General features: G+C 73.2%; 17 protein-coding genes and 1 pseudogene. 10 read left to right on the top strand and 8 right to left on the bottom strand.

The window, feature by feature from the left end; all coding sequences use genetic code 11:
• The coding region (locus BKE38_RS17745; protein WP_131829633.1) for an MFS transporter at positions 1 to 685 on the bottom strand (685 nt) is incomplete at its 3' end.
• Between the two features lie 94 nt (positions 686 to 779).
• Here BKE38_RS17745 and BKE38_RS17750 point away from each other — a divergent pair.
• Positions 780 to 1,451 (top strand): helix-turn-helix transcriptional regulator, encoded by a 672-nt coding sequence (locus BKE38_RS17750; RefSeq protein WP_076958608.1) that lies wholly within the window; start codon positions 780 to 782, stop codon positions 1,449 to 1,451.
• Here the strand turns inward: BKE38_RS17750 and BKE38_RS17755 are convergent.
• Entirely contained in the window at positions 1,423 to 2,430 is a 1,008-nt protein-coding gene (locus BKE38_RS17755; protein ID WP_165694217.1) for a B12-binding domain-containing radical SAM protein, read from the bottom strand. The two genes, BKE38_RS17750 and BKE38_RS17755, sit on opposite strands and share 29 nt — an antisense overlap.
• Before the next feature lie 131 nt (positions 2,431 to 2,561).
• Positions 2,562 to 2,804: pseudogene (locus tag BKE38_RS33815) on the bottom strand (cobalamin-dependent protein); the annotation flags it as partial.
• Between BKE38_RS33815 and BKE38_RS30470 the strand changes: the two are divergent.
• From BKE38_RS30470 to BKE38_RS17775, 5 genes are all read left to right on the top strand, one after another.
• Entirely contained in the window at positions 2,688 to 2,945 is a 258-nt protein-coding gene (locus BKE38_RS30470) for a hypothetical protein (protein WP_131829634.1), read from the top strand. The pseudogene BKE38_RS33815 and the gene BKE38_RS30470 overlap by 117 nt on opposite strands.
• A gap of 520 nt (positions 2,946 to 3,465) precedes the next feature.
• A complete protein-coding gene (locus BKE38_RS17760; RefSeq protein WP_076958609.1) occupies positions 3,466 to 5,637 on the top strand; it encodes a histidine kinase dimerization/phosphoacceptor domain -containing protein in 2,172 nt (723 codons plus the stop codon).
• A gap of 243 nt (positions 5,638 to 5,880) precedes the next feature.
• Entirely contained in the window at positions 5,881 to 8,355 is a 2,475-nt protein-coding gene (locus BKE38_RS17765) for a PAS domain-containing protein (protein WP_076958610.1), read from the top strand.
• Between the two features lie 100 nt (positions 8,356 to 8,455).
• The gene (locus BKE38_RS17770; protein ID WP_083747640.1) at positions 8,456 to 10,930 is read left to right on the top strand and encodes a PAS domain-containing protein; all 2,475 of its coding nucleotides are present in this window, start codon (positions 8,456 to 8,458) and stop codon (positions 10,928 to 10,930) included.
• Between the two features lie 41 nt (positions 10,931 to 10,971).
• A complete protein-coding gene (locus tag BKE38_RS17775) occupies positions 10,972 to 11,373 on the top strand; it encodes a response regulator (RefSeq protein ID WP_076958612.1) in 402 nt (133 codons plus the stop codon).
• 331 nt (positions 11,374 to 11,704) lie between these two features.
• On the opposite strand, the gene BKE38_RS17780 is transcribed toward BKE38_RS17775, so the two are convergent.
• From BKE38_RS17780 to BKE38_RS17790, 3 genes are all read right to left on the bottom strand, one after another.
• Positions 11,705 to 13,705 carry an HWE histidine kinase domain-containing protein gene (locus BKE38_RS17780; RefSeq protein ID WP_083747641.1) on the bottom strand — a complete coding sequence of 667 codons (2,001 nt, stop codon included), beginning with the start codon at positions 13,703 to 13,705 and terminating at the stop codon, positions 11,705 to 11,707.
• Positions 13,706 to 13,911: 206 nt separating this feature from the next.
• A complete protein-coding gene (locus BKE38_RS17785; protein ID WP_076958614.1) occupies positions 13,912 to 14,244 on the bottom strand; it encodes a 3D domain-containing protein in 333 nt (110 codons plus the stop codon).
• A 698-nt stretch (positions 14,245 to 14,942) separates the two neighbouring features.
• Positions 14,943 to 16,604 carry a globin-coupled sensor protein gene (locus BKE38_RS17790; protein WP_076958615.1) on the bottom strand — a complete coding sequence of 554 codons (1,662 nt, stop codon included), beginning with the start codon at positions 16,602 to 16,604 and terminating at the stop codon, positions 14,943 to 14,945.
• Positions 16,605 to 17,025: 421 nt separating this feature from the next.
• Between BKE38_RS17790 and BKE38_RS17795 the strand changes: the two genes are divergently transcribed.
• The 4 genes from BKE38_RS17795 (at position 17,026) to BKE38_RS17810 (ending at position 21,252) form a co-directional block, all read left to right on the top strand.
• Positions 17,026 to 17,595, top strand: a complete 570-nt coding sequence (locus tag BKE38_RS17795) for a TetR/AcrR family transcriptional regulator (RefSeq protein WP_076958616.1) — start codon at positions 17,026 to 17,028, stop codon at positions 17,593 to 17,595.
• An 86-nt stretch (positions 17,596 to 17,681) separates the two neighbouring features.
• On the top strand, positions 17,682 to 18,989 hold the full coding sequence (locus tag BKE38_RS17800) for a paraquat-inducible protein A (protein ID WP_083747643.1): 1,308 nt from the start codon (positions 17,682 to 17,684) through the stop codon (positions 18,987 to 18,989).
• Positions 18,986 to 20,659, top strand: coding sequence for a PqiB family protein (locus tag BKE38_RS17805; protein WP_076958617.1), 1,674 nt, complete (start codon positions 18,986 to 18,988; stop codon positions 20,657 to 20,659). The genes BKE38_RS17800 and BKE38_RS17805 overlap by 4 nt, the downstream gene beginning before the upstream one ends.
• 11 nt (positions 20,660 to 20,670) lie before the next feature.
• Entirely contained in the window at positions 20,671 to 21,252 is a 582-nt protein-coding gene (locus BKE38_RS17810; protein ID WP_165694219.1) for a PqiC family protein, read from the top strand.
• Here the strand turns inward: BKE38_RS17810 and BKE38_RS17815 are convergent.
• The gene (locus BKE38_RS17815; protein WP_076958619.1) at positions 21,249 to 21,599 is read right to left on the bottom strand and encodes an ArsC family reductase; all 351 of its coding nucleotides are present in this window, start codon (positions 21,597 to 21,599) and stop codon (positions 21,249 to 21,251) included. The two genes, BKE38_RS17810 and BKE38_RS17815, sit on opposite strands and share 4 nt — an antisense overlap.
• A gap of 29 nt (positions 21,600 to 21,628) precedes the next feature.
• Positions 21,629 to 22,483 (bottom strand): alpha/beta hydrolase, encoded by an 855-nt coding sequence (locus tag BKE38_RS17820; protein ID WP_076958620.1) that lies wholly within the window; start codon positions 22,481 to 22,483, stop codon positions 21,629 to 21,631.
• Positions 22,484 to 22,550: the final 67 nt, after the last annotated feature.

Here is a 22,550-nt window from a genome sequence, read left to right on the forward strand (position 1 = left end):
CCGCCGCGGCGAGCACCGAGGCCGCCAGCAGCAGGATCTGCGCGGAAGGCACGCCCGCATCGACGGGTGCCGCCAGCCGCCGGCCGAGGCGCAGCGTCACCAGCCCGGCCTGCAGCGCGATCACCGGCAGCAGCGACCAGAAGGCCATGCGCCACTGTCCCTCGCCCTGGCCGGCGAAGACCCCGCCCAGCGCCGGGCCGCAGAGCGTCGCCACCCCCCACATGCCGGAGACCAGGGCCACCGCCCGCGGCCAGAGCGGCGCCGGGAAGACCAGGCGGATCAGCGCATAGCTCAGCGCCGCCAGCCCGCCGCCGCCCAGGCCCTGCACGCTGCGCCCGGCCAGCATCCAGGGCATCGACGCCGCCGTCGCGCAGCCGATCGACCCCGCGGCGAAGAAGGCCAGCGCCAGCAGGCAGGCGCCCCGCGGCCCCAGCCGCGCCAGGGCGCGCACGGAAAGCCCGGAGCCAATGATGGAGGCGACCACGAAGAGAGAGATGTTCCAGGCGTACCAGTCGAGGCCGCCGATCTCGCGCACCACCGAGGGCAGCACGGTGGTGACGATATGCACGTTCACCGCATGCAGCGCGACGCCGCCGGTCAGCGCCAGCGCCGCCGGCCCATGCTCACGGCCGAGCAGCGCACCCCATCCGGCAGGAAGCGGGGCGGCGTCTGGAATGGCGGACATCGGGCTTCCTCTCGACAGCGGCAGGATGCGCCGCCTATTATCCAAGCGATCGCTTGGTTAATAGAGTTCGAACACCGGTTCCACAAGGCATCCCTTGGATCATTCCGACCCGGCTCCGACCGCGGAGCGCCTCCTGCAGCATCTGAAGCGGCATGGCCCGCGCCCGACCGCCGTGTTGGCCGAGGCGCTGGGCCTGACCGCGGAAGCCGCCCGGCAGCAGATCAGGAAGCTGGCCGAGGCCGGGCTCCTGGCGGCGCAGCCGGCCCCGCCGCGCGGCGCCGTTCGGTCCCAGGGCCGCCCCGGCACGGACTGGGCGCTGACGGCGGCCGGCCATGCCCGCTTCCCCGACGGCCATGCCGTGCTCGGGCTGCAGATGATCGCCGCCATCCGCCAGAGCTTCGGCGAGGCCGGGCTGGAGGCGGCGATCGCGGCGCGCGAGGCCGCCATGGCCGCGACCTACCGCGCCGCCTGCCCGGGCCCCGGGCTGGAGGCGCGGCTGCGCCAGCTGGCCGCGCAGCGCAGCGCCGAAGGCTACATGGCGCGGGTCGAGCAGGAGGCCGGCGCCTGGCGCCTGGTCGAGGATCATTGCCCGATCTGCGCCGCCGCCAGCGCCTGCCAGGGTTTCTGCCGCTCGGAGCTGGCGCTGTTCCGCGCGCTGCTGGGCCCGGAGGCCGAGGTGACCCGCGAGCAGCACCTGCTGTCCGGCGCCGCCCGCTGCGCCTACCGCGTGCGGCCCGTCACTCCGCCGGCTGCGGCGCCCGCCTGAACCAGTCCTTCAGCGTCAGCCGCCGGCGCGGCCTTGGATTGTCGAAGAGGAATTCGAAGACCTCGGCGCGCCAGACGCGGAAGCTGTAGCGGAAGCACCAGCGCAGGTGCTTGCGCAAGTCGCGGTCGGGATGCGCCAGCACCCGCCACAGCGCGCGCGGCCGGGCATGCACCACCAGCTCCATCAGCTTCACCAGCCAGAAGATCGCCGTGGGCGACAGGTGGCGCGAGGCCAGCAGCTGGTGGCGATAGTCCCAGCGGCTGGGATCCTCCTGCACCACCTCGCGGGCGCCGTTCTCGGCGGTCCAGTCGGACCAGCGATGCGGCGTGACATACATGGCGTTCAGCAGGTCGGGGTCGTAGAGCCGCACCTGGCGCAGGGCGCTGCGATAGTCGCGCAGCGTCTCTTCCTCGAACCCCACGATATGGCCGAGCATGGACAGGATCCCGTGCTGGCGCAGCAGCCGCACCGCCTGCTGGTCCTCCCGCGTGGTCGAGCCCTTGCGGATCGCCGCCAGTGTCTCGGGATCGGTGGTCTCGATGCCCATCAGCACGCAGACCATGCCGGCGCGCTTCATCAGCGGCAGCAGATCGGCATCGCGCACGACATCGGTCGCGCGAATGGTCGCGAACAGCCGCACCGGCACGTCTTCCGCCACCAGCGCCTCAAGGAACTCGCGCCACAGCCGCTTGGACGAGGTCGGGTTCTCGTCGGCCAGGTCGACGAAGTTGACGCCCCGGGCGCGGTGCAGCCAGGCGATCTCGGCGGCGACCTTGCGCGGATCGCGATAGCGCCAGCGGCTCCAGAACTGGTACTGCCCGCAGTAGCTGCAGCGATGCGGACAGCCGCGCGAGAACTGGATGATCGCCGCGCGGCCCAGGCCGAAGCACTGGTACAGGTCCCAGTCGGCGACCAGCTCCCAGCCGATGCGGAATTCGTCCAGCTTCGGGATGACCGGCGCCTCGCCGTTCCGTACCACCCGGCCGCCGCATCGCGGAAGCTGACGCCGCGCAGCCCGCCCAGCGGCGCGCCCGCCGCCAGGGCGGCGAGCAGCGCGCGGGCCACCGCCTCGCCCTCGCCGCGGACGATGGCGTCGACCTCGCCATGCGCCGCCAGGATGTCCTCCGCGTGATAGGTCGGATAGACGCCGCCATAGATGGTGACGGCCGCGGGCGCGGCCCGCCGCGCCGCGCGCAGCGTCGCCAGGCAGGCCGGATGCGCCGGGGTGGATCCGGCGTGGCCGGTCATCACCACCTCGGGCGCCGCCGCGGCAATCCGTTCCTCCAGGGCGGCGCCGCTCAGGTGGTGGCGCTCGGCGTCGATCAGCGTGACGTCATGCCCGGCATCAATCAGCGCACCGCCGATGCAGAGCAGGCCGAAGGGGATCTGGTGGCCGATGCCGCGCGAGGAGAGCGAGAGATAGGGCGGGTTGATCAGCAGGACGCGCATGCAGCCGGCAGCCTCGGGGCTTTTGCCGAAGACGTAACGGGGTAAGCATACCGCGCAAAGATCGTGCGTCGCCGTTGACCTGGATGTGACCGCGGCCCTGGCCATTGCAAGCATGACCTTGTCCTTTCCGGCGGCGCGGCGCGCCCTGGCGGACTTTTTTTGCGCCCCTGCCCCTTGCGCAGATCGATGCCCTGCACAGCGGCGATGAAAATCCCCGGCGACTCACGACGAAACATGGCAACCAGCGCCACGAAGCTGCCGCACTGGCCGCCGAGACTTGCCATCGATGACGGATGCAACCGCAGGGCGGCCGCGATGATCCGCGTGCAGCACAGGGCTTTTTCGAAGCCGGCCGATGCGACGGCGCAGGGCCGTGGCGATCCTTCGCCGGCGGCCGCGAAAATCGCGGCTTTGCGCTCGCCAGCGGCGGCCCGAGAGGCTAGGCTGTCGCCGTGCTGCGGCCCAGGGGGATCTTGGCAGGATCGCGCAGGGCCCGACCCCGTGCCCTGCCCCCTCCCACAGGAAACGGCCGACAGGAATCAGTGACCCCCCCGATGAGCGCACAATGAGCGACAGTCCCGCGGCCCTTCCCAGCCAGCCCGTCCCGCTCGGCGCGGCGGACCTCACCAGCTGCGACCGCGAGCCGATCCACAGTCCCGGCGCGATCCAGCCCTATGGCCTGCTGCTGGTGGCCGAGGCCGGCAGCCTGACCGTGCTGGCCGGCGCCGGCGCGCTGGAGGAGCGGCTGTCCGAAGGCTGGCTGGGCGCCCATCTCTCGGTGCTGCTGGACCAGGACCTCGCGGCGTTGCTGGCCGAGCTGCAGCCGGGCCCGGGCGGCATCCTGCACGGCGCCCCGGTGCAGGGGAAGGCCGAGCGCTTCGAGCTGCATCTGCACCGCGTCGGCAGCCTGATCCTGGCCGAGCTCGAGCCCGCCGCGGCCAGTCCGATGTCGGCGGCGCAGACCCTGGTGGCGCTGAACAATGCCGGCCTGGCCTTCGACCGCGCCGCCGACCTGCAGACGCTCTGCGACCATGCGGCGGTGGTGTTCCGCCAGATCACCGGCTTCGACCGGGTGATGATCTACCGCTTCCTCGACGACGGCGCCGGCGCGGTGCTGGCCGAGGCGCGCGATCCCTCGCTGCCCTCCTTCCTCAACCACCGCTTCCCGGCCAGCGACGTGCCGGCCCAGGCGCGGCGGCTCTATATCCGCAACCTGGTCCGCGTCATCCCCGACGTGCGCTACCGCCCGGCGACGCTGCGCCCGGCCGCCTTCCAGCAGGGGCAGGCCGAGCTCGACATGAGCGACCTGGTGCTGCGCAGCGTCTCGCCGATCCACCTGCAGTACATGCGCAACATGGGCGTCGATGCCTCGGCCTCGATCTCCATCGTCAAGGATGGCCGGCTCTGGGGGCTGGTGGCCTGCCACAACCGCACGCCGCGTGGCATGACCTACGAGGCGCGCGCCGCCTGCTCGACGCTGGCCAGCGGCCTGGCGCGGCAGATCCGCGCCAAGGAGGAGGCCGAGGACTATCGCGACCGGCTGCGCATGCGCGGCTTCGAGGACAGCATCCTGGCCCGGCTGCAGGAGCAGGACTTCGCCCCCGCCGCGCTGACCGAGGCGGCGGAGGAGCTGCGCCAGACCGTCCGCGCCGACGGCTTCGCCATCCTCAACGGCCATGTGGTGGCCACCGCCGGCCGCGTCCCGTCCGAGCCGGCGCTGCTGGGCCTCGCCGGCTGGGCGCGGCTGCAGGCCTCGGCCGGGCCGTTCCGCAGCAACAGCCTCTCCGCCCTGCTGCCGGAGGCCGCGGCCTACCGCGGCATCGCCAGCGGGCTGCTGGCGGCGCTGCCGCCGGGCGGCCACGACATCCTGCTGCTGTGGTTCCGCGCCGAGAAGCTGGAGGTGGTGAACTGGGCGGGCAATCCGCACAAGGATATCCCGGCCGAGCCCGGTGCCCTCCTGACCCCGCGCGCCTCCTTCGCCGCCTGGAGCGAGACGGTGCACGGCCATTCCGAGCCCTGGGGCCTGGCCGACCTGGCCTCGGCGCGGCGCCTGGCCGCCGGCATCGCCGCGGGCCGCCAGCAGGAGAAGCTGCGCCGGCTGAACCGCCAGCTGGACGCGGCCCTGGCCGAGCGCGACACGCTGCTGCGGCAGAAGGACTTCCTGATGAAGGAGGTCAACCACCGGGTGCAGAACAGCCTGCAGCTGGTCTCCTCCTATCTGGGGCTGCAGGCGCGCGATTCCGGTGACGAGCGGCTGGCCGACTATGTCGCCGAGGCGCAGCGCCGCCTGGCCGCCGTCTCCCTGGTGCATCGCCGCCTCTATCGCGACGAGCATGTCGAGACCGTCGATCTCGGCCGCTACCTGGAGGAGCTCTGCGCCGACCTGGTGGTCTCGCTGGGCGAGGAGTGGAAGCGGCAGATGCGGCTGGACCTGGCGCCGATGCTGATCTCGGCCGACCGCGCCATCAGCCTGGGCCTGGTGGTGACCGAGCTGCTGATCAATGCCAGCAAGCACGCCTATGGCGGCGCCGCCGGGCCGCTCAGCCTGTCGCTGGAACAGCATGGCGGCCAGGCGCGGCTGGTGGTGGCCGACCGCGGCAGCGGCGCCTTCCGCCAGGGCAAGGGCTTCGGCAGCATGATGATGGGCGCCATGCTGGAGAAGCTCGAGGGCAGCATCGACTATGCCGACGGCGCGCCGGGGCTGCGCGCCTATGTGAGCCTGCCGGTCGAGGGCTGAGACAAAGGCCCTTGCGCGCCGCTCACGTTTGCGGCACCGGAAGCGCGGCGCGACGCTTGGTGGCCGGCCGCCGGCTCTGCTAGCCTGCGTCCCGTGACCGGTGCGGGGGCGCCGGCGTGGTCCTGGGGCCGGAAGGCCGGACAGGAACGCGCTCGTCTGGTCGTGGCGGCCCCTCCCCGGGCCGGCGCGGCCGCCGCTTCCCCTTCCAGCACGCGCGGCCGACCGTGCGTCCGCGAGGCACTGATGGCCGTGCACACCCTTCCCGACCGGAACGGCGCCAGGCCGGCGCCCCTCCCCGAGGATCAGGACGCCGCCTGGATGGCGCTGGTCGCCGCCTCCGAGCGGCTGGCCGGCGCGCGCAGCATGGAGGCCATCGTCGCCACCCTGCGGGAGACCGCGCGGCAGGTCGCCGGCGCCATGGGCATCGCCGTCGTCATCCGCGAGGAGGACCGCTGCTTCTACGCCGCCGAGGATGCCGCCGTGCCGCTCTGGGCCGGGCAGCGCTTCCCGGCCGCCAGCTGCATCTCCGGCTGGGCGATGATGCACCGCCAGACGGTGGAGATCCCCGACATCACCCAGGATGGCCGGGTGCCGCATGCGCTCTACACCGCGGCCCGCATCCGTGCGCTCGTCATGGTGCCGATCGGCACGCCGGAACCTTTCGCGGCGCTCGGCGCCTATTGGCAGCCGGGGCAGACGGTCGATCCGCGCGCGGCGATGCGGCTCGAGGCGCTGGCCCGCTCCGCCGCCATCGCCTTCGAGAATGTCCGGCTGCTGCGCTCCGCCCAGCGCAGCGACCGGCTGCAGCGCATGGCGGTCGCCGCCGGCCGCATGGGCGTCTGGACGCTGGACCTGCAGAGCGGCGAGCTGACCACCTCGGCCACCTGCCGGGAGAATTTCGGCCGCGACCCGGCGGCCGACTTCCCCTATGCCGCGCTGCGCGAGGCGATCCATCCGGAGGACCGTCCGGCGGTCGAGGCCGCCATCGCCGAAAGCCTGCGCTCCGGCGGCGACTACGACATCGAGTACCGGCTGATCACCCCGGCGGGCGAGATCCGCTGGGTCGGCATCCGCGCCCAGCCCGCCTATGCCGCGGACGGCATCGCCGTCTCGCTGACCGGCGTCTCGGTCGACATCACCGAGCGGCGCCAGATCGAGGCGCAGCGCGAGCAGCTGGCCCAGCTGCTGGAAAGCCGCGCCAATGCCACGGCGGCCGAGCGCGACAGCCTGTGGAACGCCAGCGAGGACCTGCTGACCATCGCCCGGCTGGACGGGCTGCTGCTGCGCTCCAGCCCCGGCTGGGACCGGCTGCTCGGCCTGGCGCCGGCGGCTTTGCGCGAGGCGACGCTCGCCGGGCTCGCCCTGCCCGAGGATGCCCCCGTCCTGCGCGAGGCCCTGGCCCGGCTGCGCGAGGAGCGCTGCCCGGTCCGCTGCGAGGCCCGCTTCGCCCATGCCGGGGGCGGCTTCCGCTGGATCGCCTGGGCCCTGGTGGCGCTGCCGGCGGAGGCCGTGGACGGCGTGGTCGCCGAGGGTGCCGAGCCGCGGCTTTTCGCCGTCGGCCGCGACGTCACCGCCGAGCGCGCCGCCGCCGAGACCCAGCGGCAGCTGGAAGAGCAGCTGCGGCAAAGCCAGAAGATGGAAGCCGTCGGCCAGCTGACCGGCGGGCTGGCGCATGACTTCAACAACCTGCTGACCGGCATCAGCGGCAATCTGGAGCTGCTGGAGCTGCGCGTCGCCCAGGGCCGGACCGCCGAGCTCGACCGCTACATCGAGCGCGCCCGCGCCGCCTCGGCCCGGGCGGCGGCGCTGACCCACCGGCTGCTGGCCTTCTCGCGCCGGCAGACGCTGGACCCCAAGCCGACCGAGGTGAACCGGCTGGTCGCCGGCATGGCCGACCTGCTGCGCAACACCGCCGGCCCCGCCATCGCCCTCGACTGGCGGCCCGATCCGACGCTCTGGCCGGTGCTGGTCGATCCCAGCCAGCTCGAGAACGCGCTGCTCAACCTCTGCATCAACGCCCGCGACGCCATGCCGGGCGGCGGCAGGCTGACCATCGAGACCCGCAACCAGGGCGAGGCCGTCATCCTGGAGGTCGCCGACACCGGCAGCGGCATGACGCCCGAGGTGCTGGCCCGCGCCTTCGATCCCTTCTTCACCACCAAGCCGCTCGGCCAGGGCACCGGCCTCGGCCTGTCGATGATCTACGGCTTCGTCCGCCAGTCGGGCGGCGACATCCGCATGCGCTCCAGCCCCGGCCAGGGCACCACCGTCCGGCTGGAGCTGCCGCGCCACCACCCGGCGCCGCAGCCCGCCGCCGCCGCCGTGCTGGAGGCCCCCTTGCCCGAGGCCGCGCCGGGCCGCACCATCCTGGTCGTCGACGACGAGGCGGTGGTGCGCGGCATGGTGGTCGAGGTGCTGCAGGAGCAGGGCTACAGCACTCTGGAGGCGGGGGACGGCGCCGGCGCGCTGGAGATCCTGCGCGGCCCGGCGCGGATCGACCTGCTGCTGACCGATGTCGGCCTGCCCGGCGGCATGAACGGCCGCCAGGTGGCCGATGCCGCCCGCCAGCTGCGGCCCGAGCTGAAGGTGCTGTTCATCACCGGCTATGCCGAGAATGCGGCACTCGGCGGCGGCCAGATCGAGCCCGGCATGCAGGTGCTGACCAAGCCCTTCACCGTCGAGCGCCTGGTCGGCCGCGTGCAGGTGCTGCTGGGTTGAGGGGCCGGGGCCCGGCGCGGCGCCGCGGCCCCAGGCTTGCGCAGAAGGAAATTCGCCGGCCCGGGGCAACCTTTCGGCGCCGCTGCCGCGTTGCTCGCCCATGACGGAAGGATCGCGCAACGATCCGGGATGGCCCGCCGGCCCTGGCGAGATGGCGGGGCTGATCCGCGCGCTGGACTGGGCGGCGACCCCGCTCGGCCCCCTGGCCGCCTGGCCGCCCGGGCTGCGCACCGCCATCGAGCTGCTGCTGGCCAGCGGCTTCCCCACCTGCCTGCAATGGGGCGCCGAAGGCTTCCTGATCTACAACGACGCGGCGCGGCCGCTGATGGGCGACAAGCATCCCCGCGCCCTCGGCCGGCCGATCTTCGAGGCCATGCCGGAGACGCGGGCCAGCTGGGCCCCGGTGCTGGCCGCGGTGCTGGCCGGCGAGACCATCACCCTGCAGGACCAGCCCTATCTGCTGAAGCGCGACGGCGCCGGCGAGCAGGCCTGGTTCACGCATTCCTGCAGCCCGCTGCGCGACACCGCCGGCCGGGTCGTGGCGCTCTGGGCGGTCTATATCGAAACCACCGCCCGGCTGCGCGCCGAATGGCGCCGCGACCAGGTCGAGGCCGCGCTGCGCGCCGGCGAGGAGCAGCAGGCCTTCCTGCTGCGCCTGTCCGACGCGCTGCGCCCGCTGGCCGAGCCGACCGCGGTGCAGGCGACGGCGGCCCGCCTGCTGGGCGAGCAGCTCGACGTCAACCGCGTCCTCTATGTCGACATCATCGACGAGCGCGAGGCGGAGATCCGGCTGGACTATGCCCGCGGCGTGCCCTCGCTGGCCGGGCGCTGGCAGGCCGACGCCTTCGGCGAGGCGGTGACCCGGCAGTTGCGGCAGAGCCAGCTGCTGGTGATCGACAACGCGCAGCAGGACCCGGTGCTGGCCGATGGCAACCGCGCCCTCTTCGCCGAGCTGCAGATCGGCGCGACCATCGCCATGAGCCTGGTCAAGGACGGCCGCTGGGTCGCCGTCTTCGCCGTGCAGAACGCCGCGCCGCGGATCTGGACCCCGGCCGAGATCGCGCTGACCGAGGAGACCGCCGAGCGGACCTGGGCGGCGCTGGAGCAGACCCGCGCCGAGCAGGCGCTGCGCCGCCGCGAGGCCGAGCTCGCCCGGGTGCAGCGCATTGGCGGCATCGGCGGCTTCGACATCGACCTGCGCCAGGGGCTGGAGGGGCCGCATCTGGTGGGCGAGCATTCGCCGGAGTACCGCGCCGTGCACGGGCTGGACACCGCCGGGCTGGCGGAGCACCACGGCGCCTGGCTGCGCCGCCTGCATCCCGAGGACCGCGAGCCCGCCGCCGCGGCGCTGCAGGCGGCGCTGGCCGGCGACGGGCTGACCTACCAGAACGAATACCGCATCATCCGCCCCTCCGACGGCGCCTCGCGCTGGATCCTGGCCCGCGCCGACATCGAACGCGACGAGACCGGCCGCGCCATCCGGCTGATCGGCGCGCATATCGACGTGACGCCGCAGAAGCAGGCGGAAGCCGCCCTGCGCGAGAGCGAGGAGCGGCTGCGGCAATTCGGCGAGGCCTCGTCCGACGTGCTCTGGATCCGCGACGCGGGGACGCTGCGGCTCGACTACCTGACGCCCGCCTTCGAGCGGATCTACGGCCTGCCGCGCGAGGGGGGCCTCGGCGAGCACGACTTCCAGGGCTGGGCGGCGACCATCCTGGAGGTCGACCGCAGCCGGGCGCTGTCGCATATCGCCCGCGTCCGCGGCGGCGAGGCGGTGACCTTCGAATACCGCATCCGCCGCCCCGACGGCGAGATCCGCTGGCTGCGCAACAGCGACTTCCCGATCCGCGACGGCACCGGCCGGGTGCGCTGGATCGGCGGCATCGGCAAGGACGTCACCGAGGAGAAGCGCGCGGCCGCGCGGCAGGAGGTGCTGGTGGCCGAGCTGCAGCACCGTTCGCGCAACCTCCTCGCCGTGATCCGCGCCGTCGCCTTCAAGACGCTGGGACGTGGCGGGGCGCGCGGCGGCGCGGTCGCCGCCTTCGACCAGCGGCTGGCGGCGCTGTCCCGGGCGCAGGGGCTGCTCAGCCGCTTCGGCAGCGACACCGTCGAGCTCGGCGCCCTGGTCCGCGCCGAGCTCGAGGCGCATGCCGAGCTGGAGCCGCCCCGCATCGACATCCAGGGCCCCGAGGTCAACCTGTCCGTCGAGCAGGTGCAGACCTTCTCGCTGGCGCTGCACGAGCTGGCGACCAATGCGGTGAAATACGGCGCGCTGCGCGACGACCTGCCCGGCCAGCTTTCGGTCCGCTGGCAGGTGCACGAGGCGGGCGAGGAGGACAGGCTGCCGCCGCCGCGGGTGCCGGGGCGGCCGTCGCGCCCGGTGCTGCGCTGGGTGCAGCTGGCGTGGCGCGAGGCCGGCATCGCCCTGCCGCCCGCGGCCCCCGCCGGCGAGCGCCCGCGCGGCTATGGCCGCGAGCTGATCGAGGATGCGCTGCCCTATTCGCTCGGCGCCCGCACCGCCTATGCGCTGCAGGAGGGCGGGCTGTGCTGCCGCATCGCCCTGCCGCTGCGCTGATTCGCTGCGCTGATACACTGGTTCCAGCCCCGGGAGGTCTCATGTCCCCATCGCCCGCGCCGCTCGCCGGCTTCCGCCTGCTGGTCGTCGAGGACGACTACAACATCGCCTCCGAGCTCGGCATGGTGCTGGGGGCGGCCGGCGCCACGGTGATCGGCCCGCATCCGGACGCGGAATCGGCGCTGGCCGCCCTGGCCGCCGGGCGGCCGGACGGCGCCGTGCTGGACATCCATCTGGGCCCGGGCATCACCGCCTATCCGGTGGCCGACCGGCTGGAGCAGATGGGCGTGCCCTATCTCTTCGCGACCGGCAACGTGCTGCGGCCGCAGGACCCGATGCTGCGCGGCCGGCCCTATCTGGAGAAGCCGATCTCCGACCGCCTGCTGGTGCGCAGCCTGGCGCAGCTCCTGGCGCCGAGCGAGGCCCCGCCGCCCGGCGCCTGAGACTGGAACCGAAGGCCTGAGAGTGGAGGCCTGAAGGCCGGGTGCCTGGGAGCGCCCTCGATGCTGCGACACAGGGTCCGACCGCCGCGGCGGCGGCCCTGAGGTCAGGGGCCGGCGGCAGACAGTCTCACCGACTGGACAGATCCGGGATGCATGATCGGTTCCCGGCGGTTTTCTTCCCCGTTCAGGATCATCGTGCTGGCGACGGGCATGTTCTTCCCGATCAAGTGGCACTACGACCAGGGGAAGAAGACGTGGCGGCGCCGGCAGACCGCCGCGCCGGCAGCGTCCGGATCGCGGCCCGGCCGGGTGGCCCTCACCAGGCCCGGGCCTAATCCTTCGCCTCCGCCAGCGGGCCGGCGACGGCGCCCGACGGCAGCGGGCCGTGGCCGGCGGCGCGCTGCAGCGGCAGCTCCAGCCGGCAAAGCAGCCCCTCGCCCGCCCAGTCGAAGGCCAGCGCGCCGCCCAGCTGGCCGCGCAGCGTCGCCTCCATCACCCGGGCGCCGAAGCCGCGCCGCGCCGGCGGGCCCTGCAGCGCCGGCCCGCCGCGTTCCTGCCACAGCATCCGCAGCCGGCGCTCGGCGCTGTCATCCACCGTCCAGGCGATGGCGATCTCGCCCTGCGGCACCGACAGCGCGCCATGCTTGGTGGCGTTGGTCGCCAGCTCGTGCATCGCCATGGCCAGCGGCTGCGCGGCGGCGGCCGGCAGCAGCACCGCCGGCCCTTCCAGCCGCAGCGCCTGGGCGCGTCCCGACAGGAAGGGCTCGATCTCGCCGCGCAGCAGGGCGGCCAGGTCGGCCCCGGTCCAGCGATCCTCGGCCAGCAGGGTCTGGGCGCGGGCCAGGGCGGCCACCCGCCCCTCCACCGCGCGGCGGTACAGCGGCAGCGTCTCGGCCCGGGTCAGCCTCAGCGCCGCCTGCACCACCGCCAGCGCGTTCTTGGCGCGGTGGTCGACCTCGCGCGTCAGCAGCGCCTGCCGCTCCTCCGCCTGCTTGCGATCGGTGCAGTCCTGCGCCACCCCGGCGATGCGGCGCGGCCGGCCGGCGCCGTCGCGCTCGGCCACCGCGCCATGCGAGCTGATCCAGATCCAGTCGGTGCCTGCCGCGCTCTGCCCGTCGGCGCCCGGGCGGCGGACGCGGAACTCGGCACGGAATTCCGGCCGCTCGTCGCGCGCCAGGGCCTCGAAGGCGGCCTGCACCGCCGGCCGGTCCTCGGGATGGATCGGCTCGATCCATTCGGCCATGCCGAAGCCCTCGGCGGCGACCTGCGGCGTCGCCTCGGCCAGCGGCCCGGCGCGGCGGCCGCGATCGGCGGCCAGGTCGAATTCCCAGGTGCCCAGCCGTGCCGCCCGCAGCGCCAGCCGCAGCCGCGCCTCGGCCGCCTTGCGGTCGGTGATGTCGACATGCGCGCCATAGCTGATGTCGCGGCCGCCCAGCCGCAGCCCGTGCACCCGCACCAGCACGTCGCGCACCCGCCCGGCGCTGTCGCGATGCTGCGTCTCGAACTGCTGCACGCCGGGGCGGATGGTGAAGCCGCGGGCATGGGCGCGGATCGCCTCCGGCTCGCGGCGGACGTCGAGATCGCCGATGCGCAGCCGCAGGAACGCGTCGCGCGAATAGCCGTAGCTCTCGCAGGCATTCTCGTTGACGTCGAGCACGGCATGCGTCGCCGTGTCGATGATGATGATGGCGAAGGGGCAGGCGTCGAACAGCGTGCGGTAGCGCTGCTCGCTCTCGAACAGCGCCGCCTCCATCCGCGCCCGGCGCAGCGCCGAGGCCAGCCGCGCGGCGAATTCGGCGGCCAGCGCCAGCTCCCGCCGCCGCCAGGCGCGCGGCGCCGGCGCCTCGGCCAGCAGCAGGCCGGACAGCCGCCCATCCTCCAGCCGGGGCGCCGCCAGGATCGCCGGCGCGCCTGCCGGCAGCCGGTCGTCGCCATCGCCGCCAGGCAGCGCCAGCGGCTGGCCTTCGGCCACCGCCTCCAGCAGCGCCGGCGGCAGGTCCGGCGGGGCAACCGGTCCCGAGGGACTCCAGCCCTCCGCGGAGCCGCCTGGCGTCAGCTCGCGGAACGACACCCGCGACAGGTCCAGCGCCTCGCCCAGCAGCGCCGCCGCGGTCGCCATCGCCTCGGCCCCGCCCAGCCCCTGCAGCCGCTTCTCCAGCCGCAGCAGCAAGGCATGTCCGGGCTGCGGCGGCTCCGGCGCGGCCGCCAGCAGCTTCAGCGCCGCCTCCAGCACCGCCTCGGCATCGGCATAGCCGCCTGCCTCCATCCGCGCCCGGACGAGAGCGTCCAGCGACGGCGGCAGGACCACCTTGGGGTTGGAGGGCGCTGACATGGGCAGAATCGATAGAAAGCGAAGGCTGATGTCAATTGGAAGCGCGACTGGAACAAAGATAAAGGCAGTGGCAGGCCAGGGGAATGAATTCCCCTGGACCCCTTCTTTTTTTCTGTCTGCTGGCCGCTGGGCGGTCAGCCCTTCACCAGAACCGACACCAGGGCATTTCAGTCGGGCGCCGTGACATCCGCGAGCAGCCGCCGCGTCTATGGAGCGGGTGTCGGCAGAATCAGATGCTCGTCGCACAAGGCGCGGATGATCGCGGGATCGGTGACGATGCGCGCCTCGATCATCGAGGTGGGCGACGATCTCAGGGTCGGCAGGCCATGATCGTTCTCGCTGGGCCCCTTGAAGTGGTCGAAATGCGACGGCCCCACGATGGCCCCGCCCGTGTCCACCGCCTGGACATAGCCGTCATGCCGCGCGGTCTGGCCGTTCGGCAAAGCGATCTCGGCACCACGGAGGCGCTCGATGGAGAGGACGGCGCCGAGCGGGACCAGCTTGCCGGTGCGATCGACGGCAATGCTGCGATGGGGCACCAGGCGGAAGCGACCCTCGCGGTCGCCGCACGCGCCCCGGCCGCCGGTCCCAATGGAGCGGACGCGGAAGCGAGCTCGGTGAACAGGCTTCTTCCGACCGCCCGCACTTTCTCAGGATCCTGCTTCGCCATGGTCGCGAAGATATCGGAGCAATCGGCAAGGCTGCCGGGTCCGGTGCCGGCATAATTGAAGCGCCGCAGCCCACCTCCGGAAGTCCGGACGAACAGCGTGCCCTCCATGCTGCCCTTGCAGAAGTCGGATTTGGCAACCGACAGGCCGATGGCCTTGCCGCCAGGAGCTTGCAGGGCGACGCCGCTTCCGGACGGCGCCTCGGGCGCGGCATGGACATAATAGATTGTCGAATAGACGCGCCGAGGCGCCAAGCCAGCCATGTTGCGGGGCATCGGCAGGCTGAAGCTGTTCTCGGCGACGGCCGAGCGCGGCGGCCTGCGGCGGCGGCGTGACGCCAGCCTCCTGCGCCTCGGCGCAGGCGGCCAGCATCAGCAGCAAGGCGCATTCCGGACCGATCCCTGCCATGGCGGCGACCTCTCCAGGCAATCGATGTCTTCAAATCGATACATTGGAGGAGAGGAGAAGACCCGTCAGGGCAAAGCTGGCCCTGGCGGATGACACATTGGCCCGGCGCTCGCCAGGCCGAGGCCGGGGGAATTCGCTCCCCCTCGCCTTCACCCTGCGCTTCAGGCGGCCTTCCTCGCTGCCGCAGCCTTGCGATTCATCAGCGCCACCAGCTTCTCCATCTGCAGCGGGCTGGGTGACAGGCGCAGCACCAGCATGCCTTCGCGCGTCGTCACCGCCTCGGCGGCCAGGTCCATCCCCTCGAAGGCCAGCTTCGCCGCGGTGCCCGGGGCGGCGTCGGTGCCGCTGACCAGGGCGCCGCTGTCGGACAGGTTCACCACCCGGACGGCCTGCGACGCGCCGCCGGCCAGCGACAGGCGCGCCGCGAGGTCGACGTCGAGGCGATCGCCCTCGCGCCGGTCGACGCTCTTGGTCGAGGTGCGGACCACGCGGATCACCGTCTGCCGCAGCTGGCGCACCGCGTTCTCGAGGATGCCCGCGGTCTGGCGCACGGCTTCCGACTGGCGGTCGGCCTCGCCGGCGGCGGCGCGGACGTCGTCGGTGCGCTGCGACATGCGGCTGGCGGCGCCGGCCGTCTCGACGACGCTGTGGGCGATGGCGGCCGTCGCGCTGCCCTGGGCATCGACCGCGGCGGCGACGGCCGAGGTGATGGCGTCGATCTCGCCGATCAGACCGACCACCTGGCTGACCTCGTCGGCGGCCAGCTGCGTCGCCTGGCGGACGGCGGCGATCTGCCGGGTGATGTCGGCGGTCGACTGCGCGGTCTGGGTGGCGAGCTGCTTCACCTCGCCGGCGACGACGGCGAAGCCCTTGCCGGCATCGCCGGCGCGCGCCGCCTCGATCGTGGCATTGAGCGCCAGGAGGTTCGTCCGCGCGGCGATGTCGGCGATGATCTCGGCGATCTTGCCGATCTGCGCGGCCTGCTGCGACATCGCCTCGATGCTGTCGCGGGCGCCGCGGCCGGCGATCACCGCGCGCTGGGCGGAGGCGGTGCTGCCGCTCACCTGGCGCACGATCTGGTGGATCGAGGCGGTCAGCTGCTCCGCCGCCTCGGCCACCGTCTCGGCGGTCTGGCGGGTCTGCGCCGCGGCCTCGGCGGCCTCGCTGGCATTCTGGCCGGTGCGGGCGGCGGTGGCCGACATGTCGCGGGCGGTGCCGGACATCTCGCCGGTCAGGTGGCTGACCTGCTCGACGGCGATGCCGGCCTCGCGCTCGATGGCCTCGGCCATCTGGTTCAGCGCGGCGGCGCGGCTCTTCTGCTCGGCGGCGGCGTAGGTTTCCAGCAGCAGCTCCAGGTCGAACCAGGCGCCCTTGTTCAGCGCGCTGCGGATCGCCTGGGCGTCGGCGCGCAGGCCGCCGGGGCCGCGGCCGAACAGGCTGCGCTTCACGCTGCGGCCGCTCTCGTCGATGCCGAGGTCGCGCAGGATGCCGTGCATCACCGAGGCATGGCAGATGGCCACCGCATAGCCCGGCACGCCATGGGCGTAGAAGGCCGAGGCCAGGGCTTCGGCCGATTCGGTGAAGCCCGGGCCGACATCGCCGCTGACCACGCGGCACCAGTGCGAGACGCGGGCGCGGTGCACCTCGGGCTTCACCAGGGCGGCGTGGATTTCCGGCCAGGCGGCGAATTCGACATGCAGCTCTTCCAGCAGCGCCGGCAGGCGGTTGCGCGCGAAATCCGCCATGCCTTGCAGCACGCGAAGATCCTCAGGCGTCACCTTGAAGGCGGCGAGCCGCTTTTCCTCGGCGGATCGGTTGGGCATGGGGCCGGCGGTCCCTCGGGCTGGGCGGGACGGCGGGCGCCGATCGCCCGCCGGAGTGTCCTGCCGACGGGAGCATAGGCATAAATATCAACGGGACGTTAAATACAGCTTCCAATGTAAAGCTCTTCTTAGCTTGGTCGCGCAATGTCGGGCTTTGTCGCCGCCCATGTCGCCCGATTGTCGCCCGCGTTTCCGGGTTGAGGTATCGTCATGCGATGCAGACCCGCCCCGGGTGTAGCCTCCGCGGCGTCCCGCCGGGCGGAAAGGCTCACGAAAAAACCAACCGGACGGCTTGTTTTGTCCTGGCCTGCGCCGGGTGCCGCGGCTAGGGTCCCGCTCCGGATCTTCGCCCGATCGCGTGATCCAGGCTTGCCGGCGATGCCGCCGCAAGCCATCGCGCTCCAGCCGCCGCGGAAGGCCGATGGACAACCCGACCCGCTCCCGCCGCTCGCGCAGCGCCGTGCTGCAGGCAGCCCTTGCCATCATCGCCCGCGACGGGCCCGGCCGGCTGACGCTCGAGGCCCTGGCCCGCGAGGCCGGCATGAGCAAGGGCGGGCTGATGCACCAGTACCGCAGCAAGGCCGCCGTGCTGCTGGCGCTGCTGGAGCATCAGCTGGCGTATTTCGACGGCTTCCACAGCGAGCAGCAGGCCGAGCTCGGCGACCGCCATCCGGAGGCGCATCTGGCCGCCGACCTGGCGACCGCGCGGGAGGCGACCTCGATGCCGCGCTCGGTCGCCTTCGCCATCCTGGCCGCCGTCGCCGAGGAGCCCGGCATGCTCTCCGTCATCCGCGACCGCGCCGCCGAGCGCCTGGCCGGCATCCGCGCCGAGGCCGCCGACCCCGAGCTCGCGACCTTGCGCTGGCTGGCGGCGCAGGGGCTGGTGCATGGCATGCTGCTGGGCGTCAGCCCGCTGGAGGCGGAGGAGCGCGAGCGCCTCTTCGCCCGGCTGATGGATGCCGACCGGTGGCGGCTGGCGGCGCCGCCCTGATGCTTTTCCAGCCGCCGCGCGACAACCCGGGCCGGGGCTGGCGGGTTGCCGCCCCAGACCGTGACCCCAGGCCATGACCACAGACCATGACCCCTTGCCCGCCGATGATTGAGGCCGCGCCCCTCCCTGCCCCCGCACCCGCGGCCGCGCGGCTGCGCGCCTGCGACGATTGCGGCCAGATGGTGCGGCTGGCGGCGCTGCCGCCGGGGGTGGATTCACGCTGCCCGCGCTGCGACGCCGTGCTGCGCCGGCACCGCCGCAGCATGGTCTCGACGCCGCTGGCGCTGGCCGCGACCAGCCTGCTGCTGTGCCTGGTCACCGTCACCACGCCCTTCCTGACCATCCGGCTGCTGGGGCGGATGCGCAGCAGCATGGTGGATTCCGGCGCCGGCGCCTTCGTCGATGACGGGCTCTGGATGCTGGCGGTGCTGCTGGTGGCGACGGTGGTGCTGGTGCCGCTGGCGCGCCTCGGGCTGCGGCTGGTGGTGCTGGCCGGGCTGACCGCGGCCGCGCCGCCCGTCTGGCTGGGACGGCTGCTGCGCTGGCACCAGCATCTGGGCGCCTGGAGCATGCTCGAGGTCTTCCTGTTCGGTGCGCTGGTCTCCTACACGCGGCTGGCGGATCTGGCCGAGGTCGAGCTGGGGCCGGCGGTCTACGGCCTGGGCGCCGTGGTCATCGCCATGGTCGCGGCCGACGCCGCCTTCGAGCCCCAGGCCGCCTGGGACGCGCTGGAGGATCGCGGTGTCATGGCCCGCCCCGCCGCGGCCCGGGCGGAAGCGCCGCGGCACGCCCCGATCGGCTGCCATTGCTGCCGCCGGGTCGCCCAGGCCGCCCCTGGCACCGAATGCGCCCGCTGCGGCACGCCCCTGCATCCGCGCAAGCCGGCCGCGGTGTCGCGCGCCTGGGCGCTGATCCTCGCCGCCTTCATTCTCTACGTACCCGCCAACGTCTATCCGGTGATGAGCGTGGTGACGCTGGGCCAGGGCGGGCCGCACACCATCATGGGCGGGGTGGTCGAGTTCGTGCATACCGGCTTCTGGCCGCTGGCGCTGATCGTCTTCACCGCCAGCGTCGCGGTGCCCATGCTGAAGCTGGTCGGGCTGTCGGTGATGCTGCTGCAGATGGGGCGGCCGGCCAGCCTGGCCGCGCTGCGGCGGCGGACCAAGCTGTACCGGGTGATCGAGGTGCTCGGCCGCTGGTCGATGATCGATGTCTTCGTCGTCGCCGTGCTGATCGCGCTGGTCCGCTTCGGCGTGCTGGCCTCGATCACCGCCGGCATCGGCGCCGCCTGCTTCGGCGGCGTCGTCATCCTGACCATGCTGGCGGCGGAAAGCTTCGACCCCCGGCTGATGTGGGACGCCGCCGCCGCGTCCGAAAGTGAGACTGCCGCATGACCGAAGAGCTGCCGCCCGAGATCGCGGAAGCCCGCCCGCATCGCCGCCGCTTCTCCTGGATCTGGCTGATCCCGATCGCGGCGGCGGCCGTCACCCTCTATCTCGGCTACAATTCCTGGCAGTCGCGCGGGCCGCTGGTGACCATCGACTTCGCCAGCGCCGACGGCATGACGGCCGGGCAGACCCAGGTGCGCTACAAGTCGGTCACCGTCGGAACGGTGGAATCGATCCGCCTGACCGAGGACCTGTCCCGGATCACAGCCAGCGTGCGCATGCAGCGCGACGTCGGCGACCGGCTGACGCAGGGCGCGCAGTTCTGGGTGGTGCGGCCGCGGCTGACGGCAGGGAATATCTCCGGCCTCGAGACCATCGTCTCCGGCGCCTATATCGAGTTCGACCCCGGCCCCGTCGAAGCCGAGGAGCAGCGCAGCTTCAAGGGGCTGGACGATCCGCCGGGGGTGCGCTCGGACGAGCCGGGCCGCGTCTTCACCCTGCAGACGCCGCGGCTGGGCGCGCTCAGCGCCGGCTCGCCGGTCTTCTTCCGCGACGTGGTGGTGGGCGAGGTGCTGTCCTACGAGCCGCCGAAAATGGACGGGCTGGTGACGCTGCGCGCCTTCATCCGAGCGCCCTACGAGAGCTATGTCCGTCCCGGCTCGCGCTTCTGGAACACGTCTGGCATCAGCGTGAACCTTGGTGCTGACGGCCTGAAGGTCGAGCTGGAAAGCCTGCGGGCCGCGCTCACCGGCGGCGTCGCCTTCAACACGCCGCGCGAGCTGCGCGACGAGCCGGCGCCGGGCGACGATGCCCGCTTCTTCGTGCATGAAAGCCTGGAGGCGGCGATCTCCGCCACCTCGGCCGACCGGCTGGAATTCCTGACCTATCTGGACGGCAATGTGCGCGGCCTGGCGGCGGGCGCGCCGGTCGAGATGCGCGGCATCCGCATCGGCACGGTGACCCGCGTGGAGCTGGCCTATGACAAGGCGCAGGACCGCTTCGTGGTGCCGGTGCGCCTGGCCATCGAGCCGCGCCATATTTCCTTCCCCTCCGGCCGGCCGCCGGAGGAGATCATGGTGGCCGCCGCCCGGCTGGTGCAGCAGGGACATCGCGTGCAGCTGCGCAGCGGCAGCCTGCTGACCGGCCAGAAGGTGCTGTCCCTCGACCGCGCCGACAACCCGCCGCCGGCCGAGATCCGCCAGGAGGACGGGCTGATCGTGCTGCCGAGCCTGGGCGGCGACAGCGACGACATCATGGCCGCGGCGTCCGCCTTCGCCGGCAAGCTGGCGCGCTTCCCGCTGGACGAGATCGGCGCCAACCTGAACGGCGCGCTGGCCGCGGTGAACGGGCTGGCCGGCGGGCCCGAGATCCGCCAGGCCATGGCCAGCCTGTCCGGCGCGCTCGGCCAGGTGCAGGAGCTGGTGCGCAAGGCCGATGGCGGGCTGACCCCGCTGCTGCGCCGCCTGCCGCAGATCGCCGACAATCTCGACCAGGCGATGCGCAGCGCCAACACCGCGATCACCACCCTGCAGCGCAGCTATGCCGGGGATTCCCCCTTCAGCCGCAACCTGGACCGCACGCTGCAGCAGGTGGCCGAGGCGGCGCGCTCGGTCCGCCTGCTGGCCGACTTCCTGGAACGCCACCCCGAGGCCCTGATCCGCGGCCGCACCGAATGAGTTCTTTTCAGATGCACCGTCGTTTGTTCCTGCTCGCCCCGCTGGGCGTCGCGGCCTGCGCCTCGGCCGATCCGCGTTTCTTCCGGCTTGCCATCCCCGAGGGCACGCCGCTGCCCGGGCCATCGCTGCAGGTCGAGCTGCGCCAGGCGCGGCTGGCCCGCTATCTCGACCGCCCGGAGATCTTCCGCGGCGCTGGCGCGACCCGGCTGGTGCTGGCCGATAACGCCCGCTGGGCCGAGCCGCTGGAGGAGATGACCACCCGCCTGCTGGCCGCCGCCCTGACCCAGCGCCTGCCCGGCAGCGTGGTGCGGGAGGAGCGCAGCGCGCTGGGCGGCCGGCTCGACCTGCTGGCCAGCCTGGACATGTCTCGGTTTGAGGTGGCGGAAGACGGCACCGCGCTGTTGCAGGGCCGCTTCGCGCTCCGCCGCCCCGGCGAGGACAATGCCCTGGCCGATCGCGCGGTCGAGGCGCGCGGCGCCGCCGCGGGCGCCGGCACGGCCGAGGCGGTCACCGCCCAGGGCGCGCTGCTCGGCCAGCTGGCGGACCAGATGGCGGCGGCGATCCGCGCCCTGCCGGCCGCGCGACGCCGCTAGCGGCCGAAGAAGGCAGCGTAGGCCTCGGGCTTGAAGCCGAGCAGGCGCCGCTTCCCCTCGACCAGCATCGGCCGCTTGATCATCGAGGGCTGCCCGAGCATCAGCGCGATGGCGCGCGGCTGGTCCAGCCCGGCGCGGGCTTCCTCGGGCAGCTTGCGGAAGGTGGTGCCGGCGCGGTTCAGCACCGCCTCCCAGCCGAATTCGGCGCACCAGGATTCCAGCGTCGCGGCATCGATGCCGGACGCCTTGTAGTCGTGGAAGGCGTATTCGATCCCGGCCGCGTCCAGCCAGCTCCTGGCCTTCTTCACCGTGTCGCAGTTCTTGATGCCATAGACGGTGATCGACATGCGCGGCTCCCTTGTCTGTGGCACCGGGATTAGCCCTGCGCGGCCGTCGCGCCCAGCCCCCCGCCTTCCATCCCCATGAAGCCCAGCACGTCGCGCCGCACCGGCGCGATGCCGCGCAGCGGCCCGGCCAGGGCGCCGAGGATCGCGGCATGGCCGATATCCGGATAGTAGCGCGTCTGCACCGGCCCGCCGGCGGCGGCGATGCGCGCGGCCAGGCTGGCGGCATTGCGCGGCCGCACCGTCTCGTCGGCCAGGCCCTGCAGCAGCAGCATCGGCGGGTTGTCGCCGCGCACCTGGTTGATGGGCTGGGCCACCGCCGGGTCGGGGGCGAAGATTGCTTCCAGTTCGGCGTCGCGCAACGGGAGAAAATCATAGGGGCCGGCCAGGCCGATGACGCCGGCCAGGTCGCGCCGCGGCTGCCGTCCCACCGCCGCCAGCCAGTCCGGCTGCAGCGCCAGCATGGCGGCGTTGTAGGCGCCGGCCGAATGGCCCAGCAGCCAGGTGCCGCCTGGCGCGCCCTGGCTGCAGGCCCAGGCGGTGGCCCGGGCGCAATCCTGCAGGAAGGCCGGAAAGCGCACCGCCGGGAACAGGCGGTAGTCGGGGATGGCCACCTGGCAGCCGGCCTCGACCAGGCTGGCGGCGACGAAGCGGTACGTCGCCCGCTCGCCGTCGGTCCAGTTGCCGCCATAGAAGAAGACCACCAGCGGCGCAGCTGGCCGAGGCGCCAGGGGACTGTACAGGTCCAGCCGGTGCCGCGGGTCGGGGCCATAGGCGATGCCTTCCTGGCGGGCGGCTTCGGGCGCCCAGCGGTTCAGCAGCGCCGCCGGCGAGCATCCCGTCGCCAGCAGCCCCGCCCCCGCCGCCAGCCATGCCCGTCGCCGCATCCCGCCATCCTTTCGCCCGCCCGCCGGGCAGCAACGCGGCAGCAGGGCGCGCGGCTGCAGCGGGTTT

Origin of the sequence: Teichococcus deserti, from assembly GCF_001982615.1 — a bacterium.
In the GTDB taxonomy this organism is placed as follows: domain Bacteria; phylum Pseudomonadota; class Alphaproteobacteria; order Acetobacterales; family Acetobacteraceae; genus Pseudoroseomonas; species Pseudoroseomonas deserti.

What these genes read in the sequence shown, in the direction of transcription:
- BKE38_RS17760 (WP_076958609.1), top strand. Translation starts at nt 3,466, where the DNA reads ATGAGCGACAGTCCCGCGGCCCTTCCCAGCCAGCCCGTCCCGCTCGGC.
- BKE38_RS17815 (WP_076958619.1), bottom strand. Translation starts at nt 21,599, where the DNA reads ATGTCGATCACCGTCTATGGCATCAAGAACTGCGACACGGTGAAGAAG.
- BKE38_RS17790 (WP_076958615.1), bottom strand. Translation starts at nt 16,604, where the DNA reads ATGCCCAACCGATCCGCCGAGGAAAAGCGGCTCGCCGCCTTCAAGGTG.
- BKE38_RS17805 (WP_076958617.1), top strand. Translation starts at nt 18,986, where the DNA reads ATGACCGAAGAGCTGCCGCCCGAGATCGCGGAAGCCCGCCCGCATCGC.
- BKE38_RS17800 (WP_083747643.1), top strand. Translation starts at nt 17,682, where the DNA reads ATGACCCCTTGCCCGCCGATGATTGAGGCCGCGCCCCTCCCTGCCCCC.
- BKE38_RS17780 (WP_083747641.1), bottom strand. Translation starts at nt 13,705, where the DNA reads ATGTCAGCGCCCTCCAACCCCAAGGTGGTCCTGCCGCCGTCGCTGGAC.
- BKE38_RS17810 (WP_165694219.1), top strand. Translation starts at nt 20,671, where the DNA reads ATGCACCGTCGTTTGTTCCTGCTCGCCCCGCTGGGCGTCGCGGCCTGC.
- BKE38_RS17795 (WP_076958616.1), top strand. Translation starts at nt 17,026, where the DNA reads ATGGACAACCCGACCCGCTCCCGCCGCTCGCGCAGCGCCGTGCTGCAG.
- BKE38_RS17820 (WP_076958620.1), bottom strand. Translation starts at nt 22,483, where the DNA reads ATGCGGCGACGGGCATGGCTGGCGGCGGGGGCGGGGCTGCTGGCGACG.
- BKE38_RS17770 (WP_083747640.1), top strand. Translation starts at nt 8,456, where the DNA reads ATGACGGAAGGATCGCGCAACGATCCGGGATGGCCCGCCGGCCCTGGC.
- BKE38_RS17765 (WP_076958610.1), top strand. Translation starts at nt 5,881, where the DNA reads ATGGCCGTGCACACCCTTCCCGACCGGAACGGCGCCAGGCCGGCGCCC.
- BKE38_RS17775 (WP_076958612.1), top strand. Translation starts at nt 10,972, where the DNA reads ATGTCCCCATCGCCCGCGCCGCTCGCCGGCTTCCGCCTGCTGGTCGTC.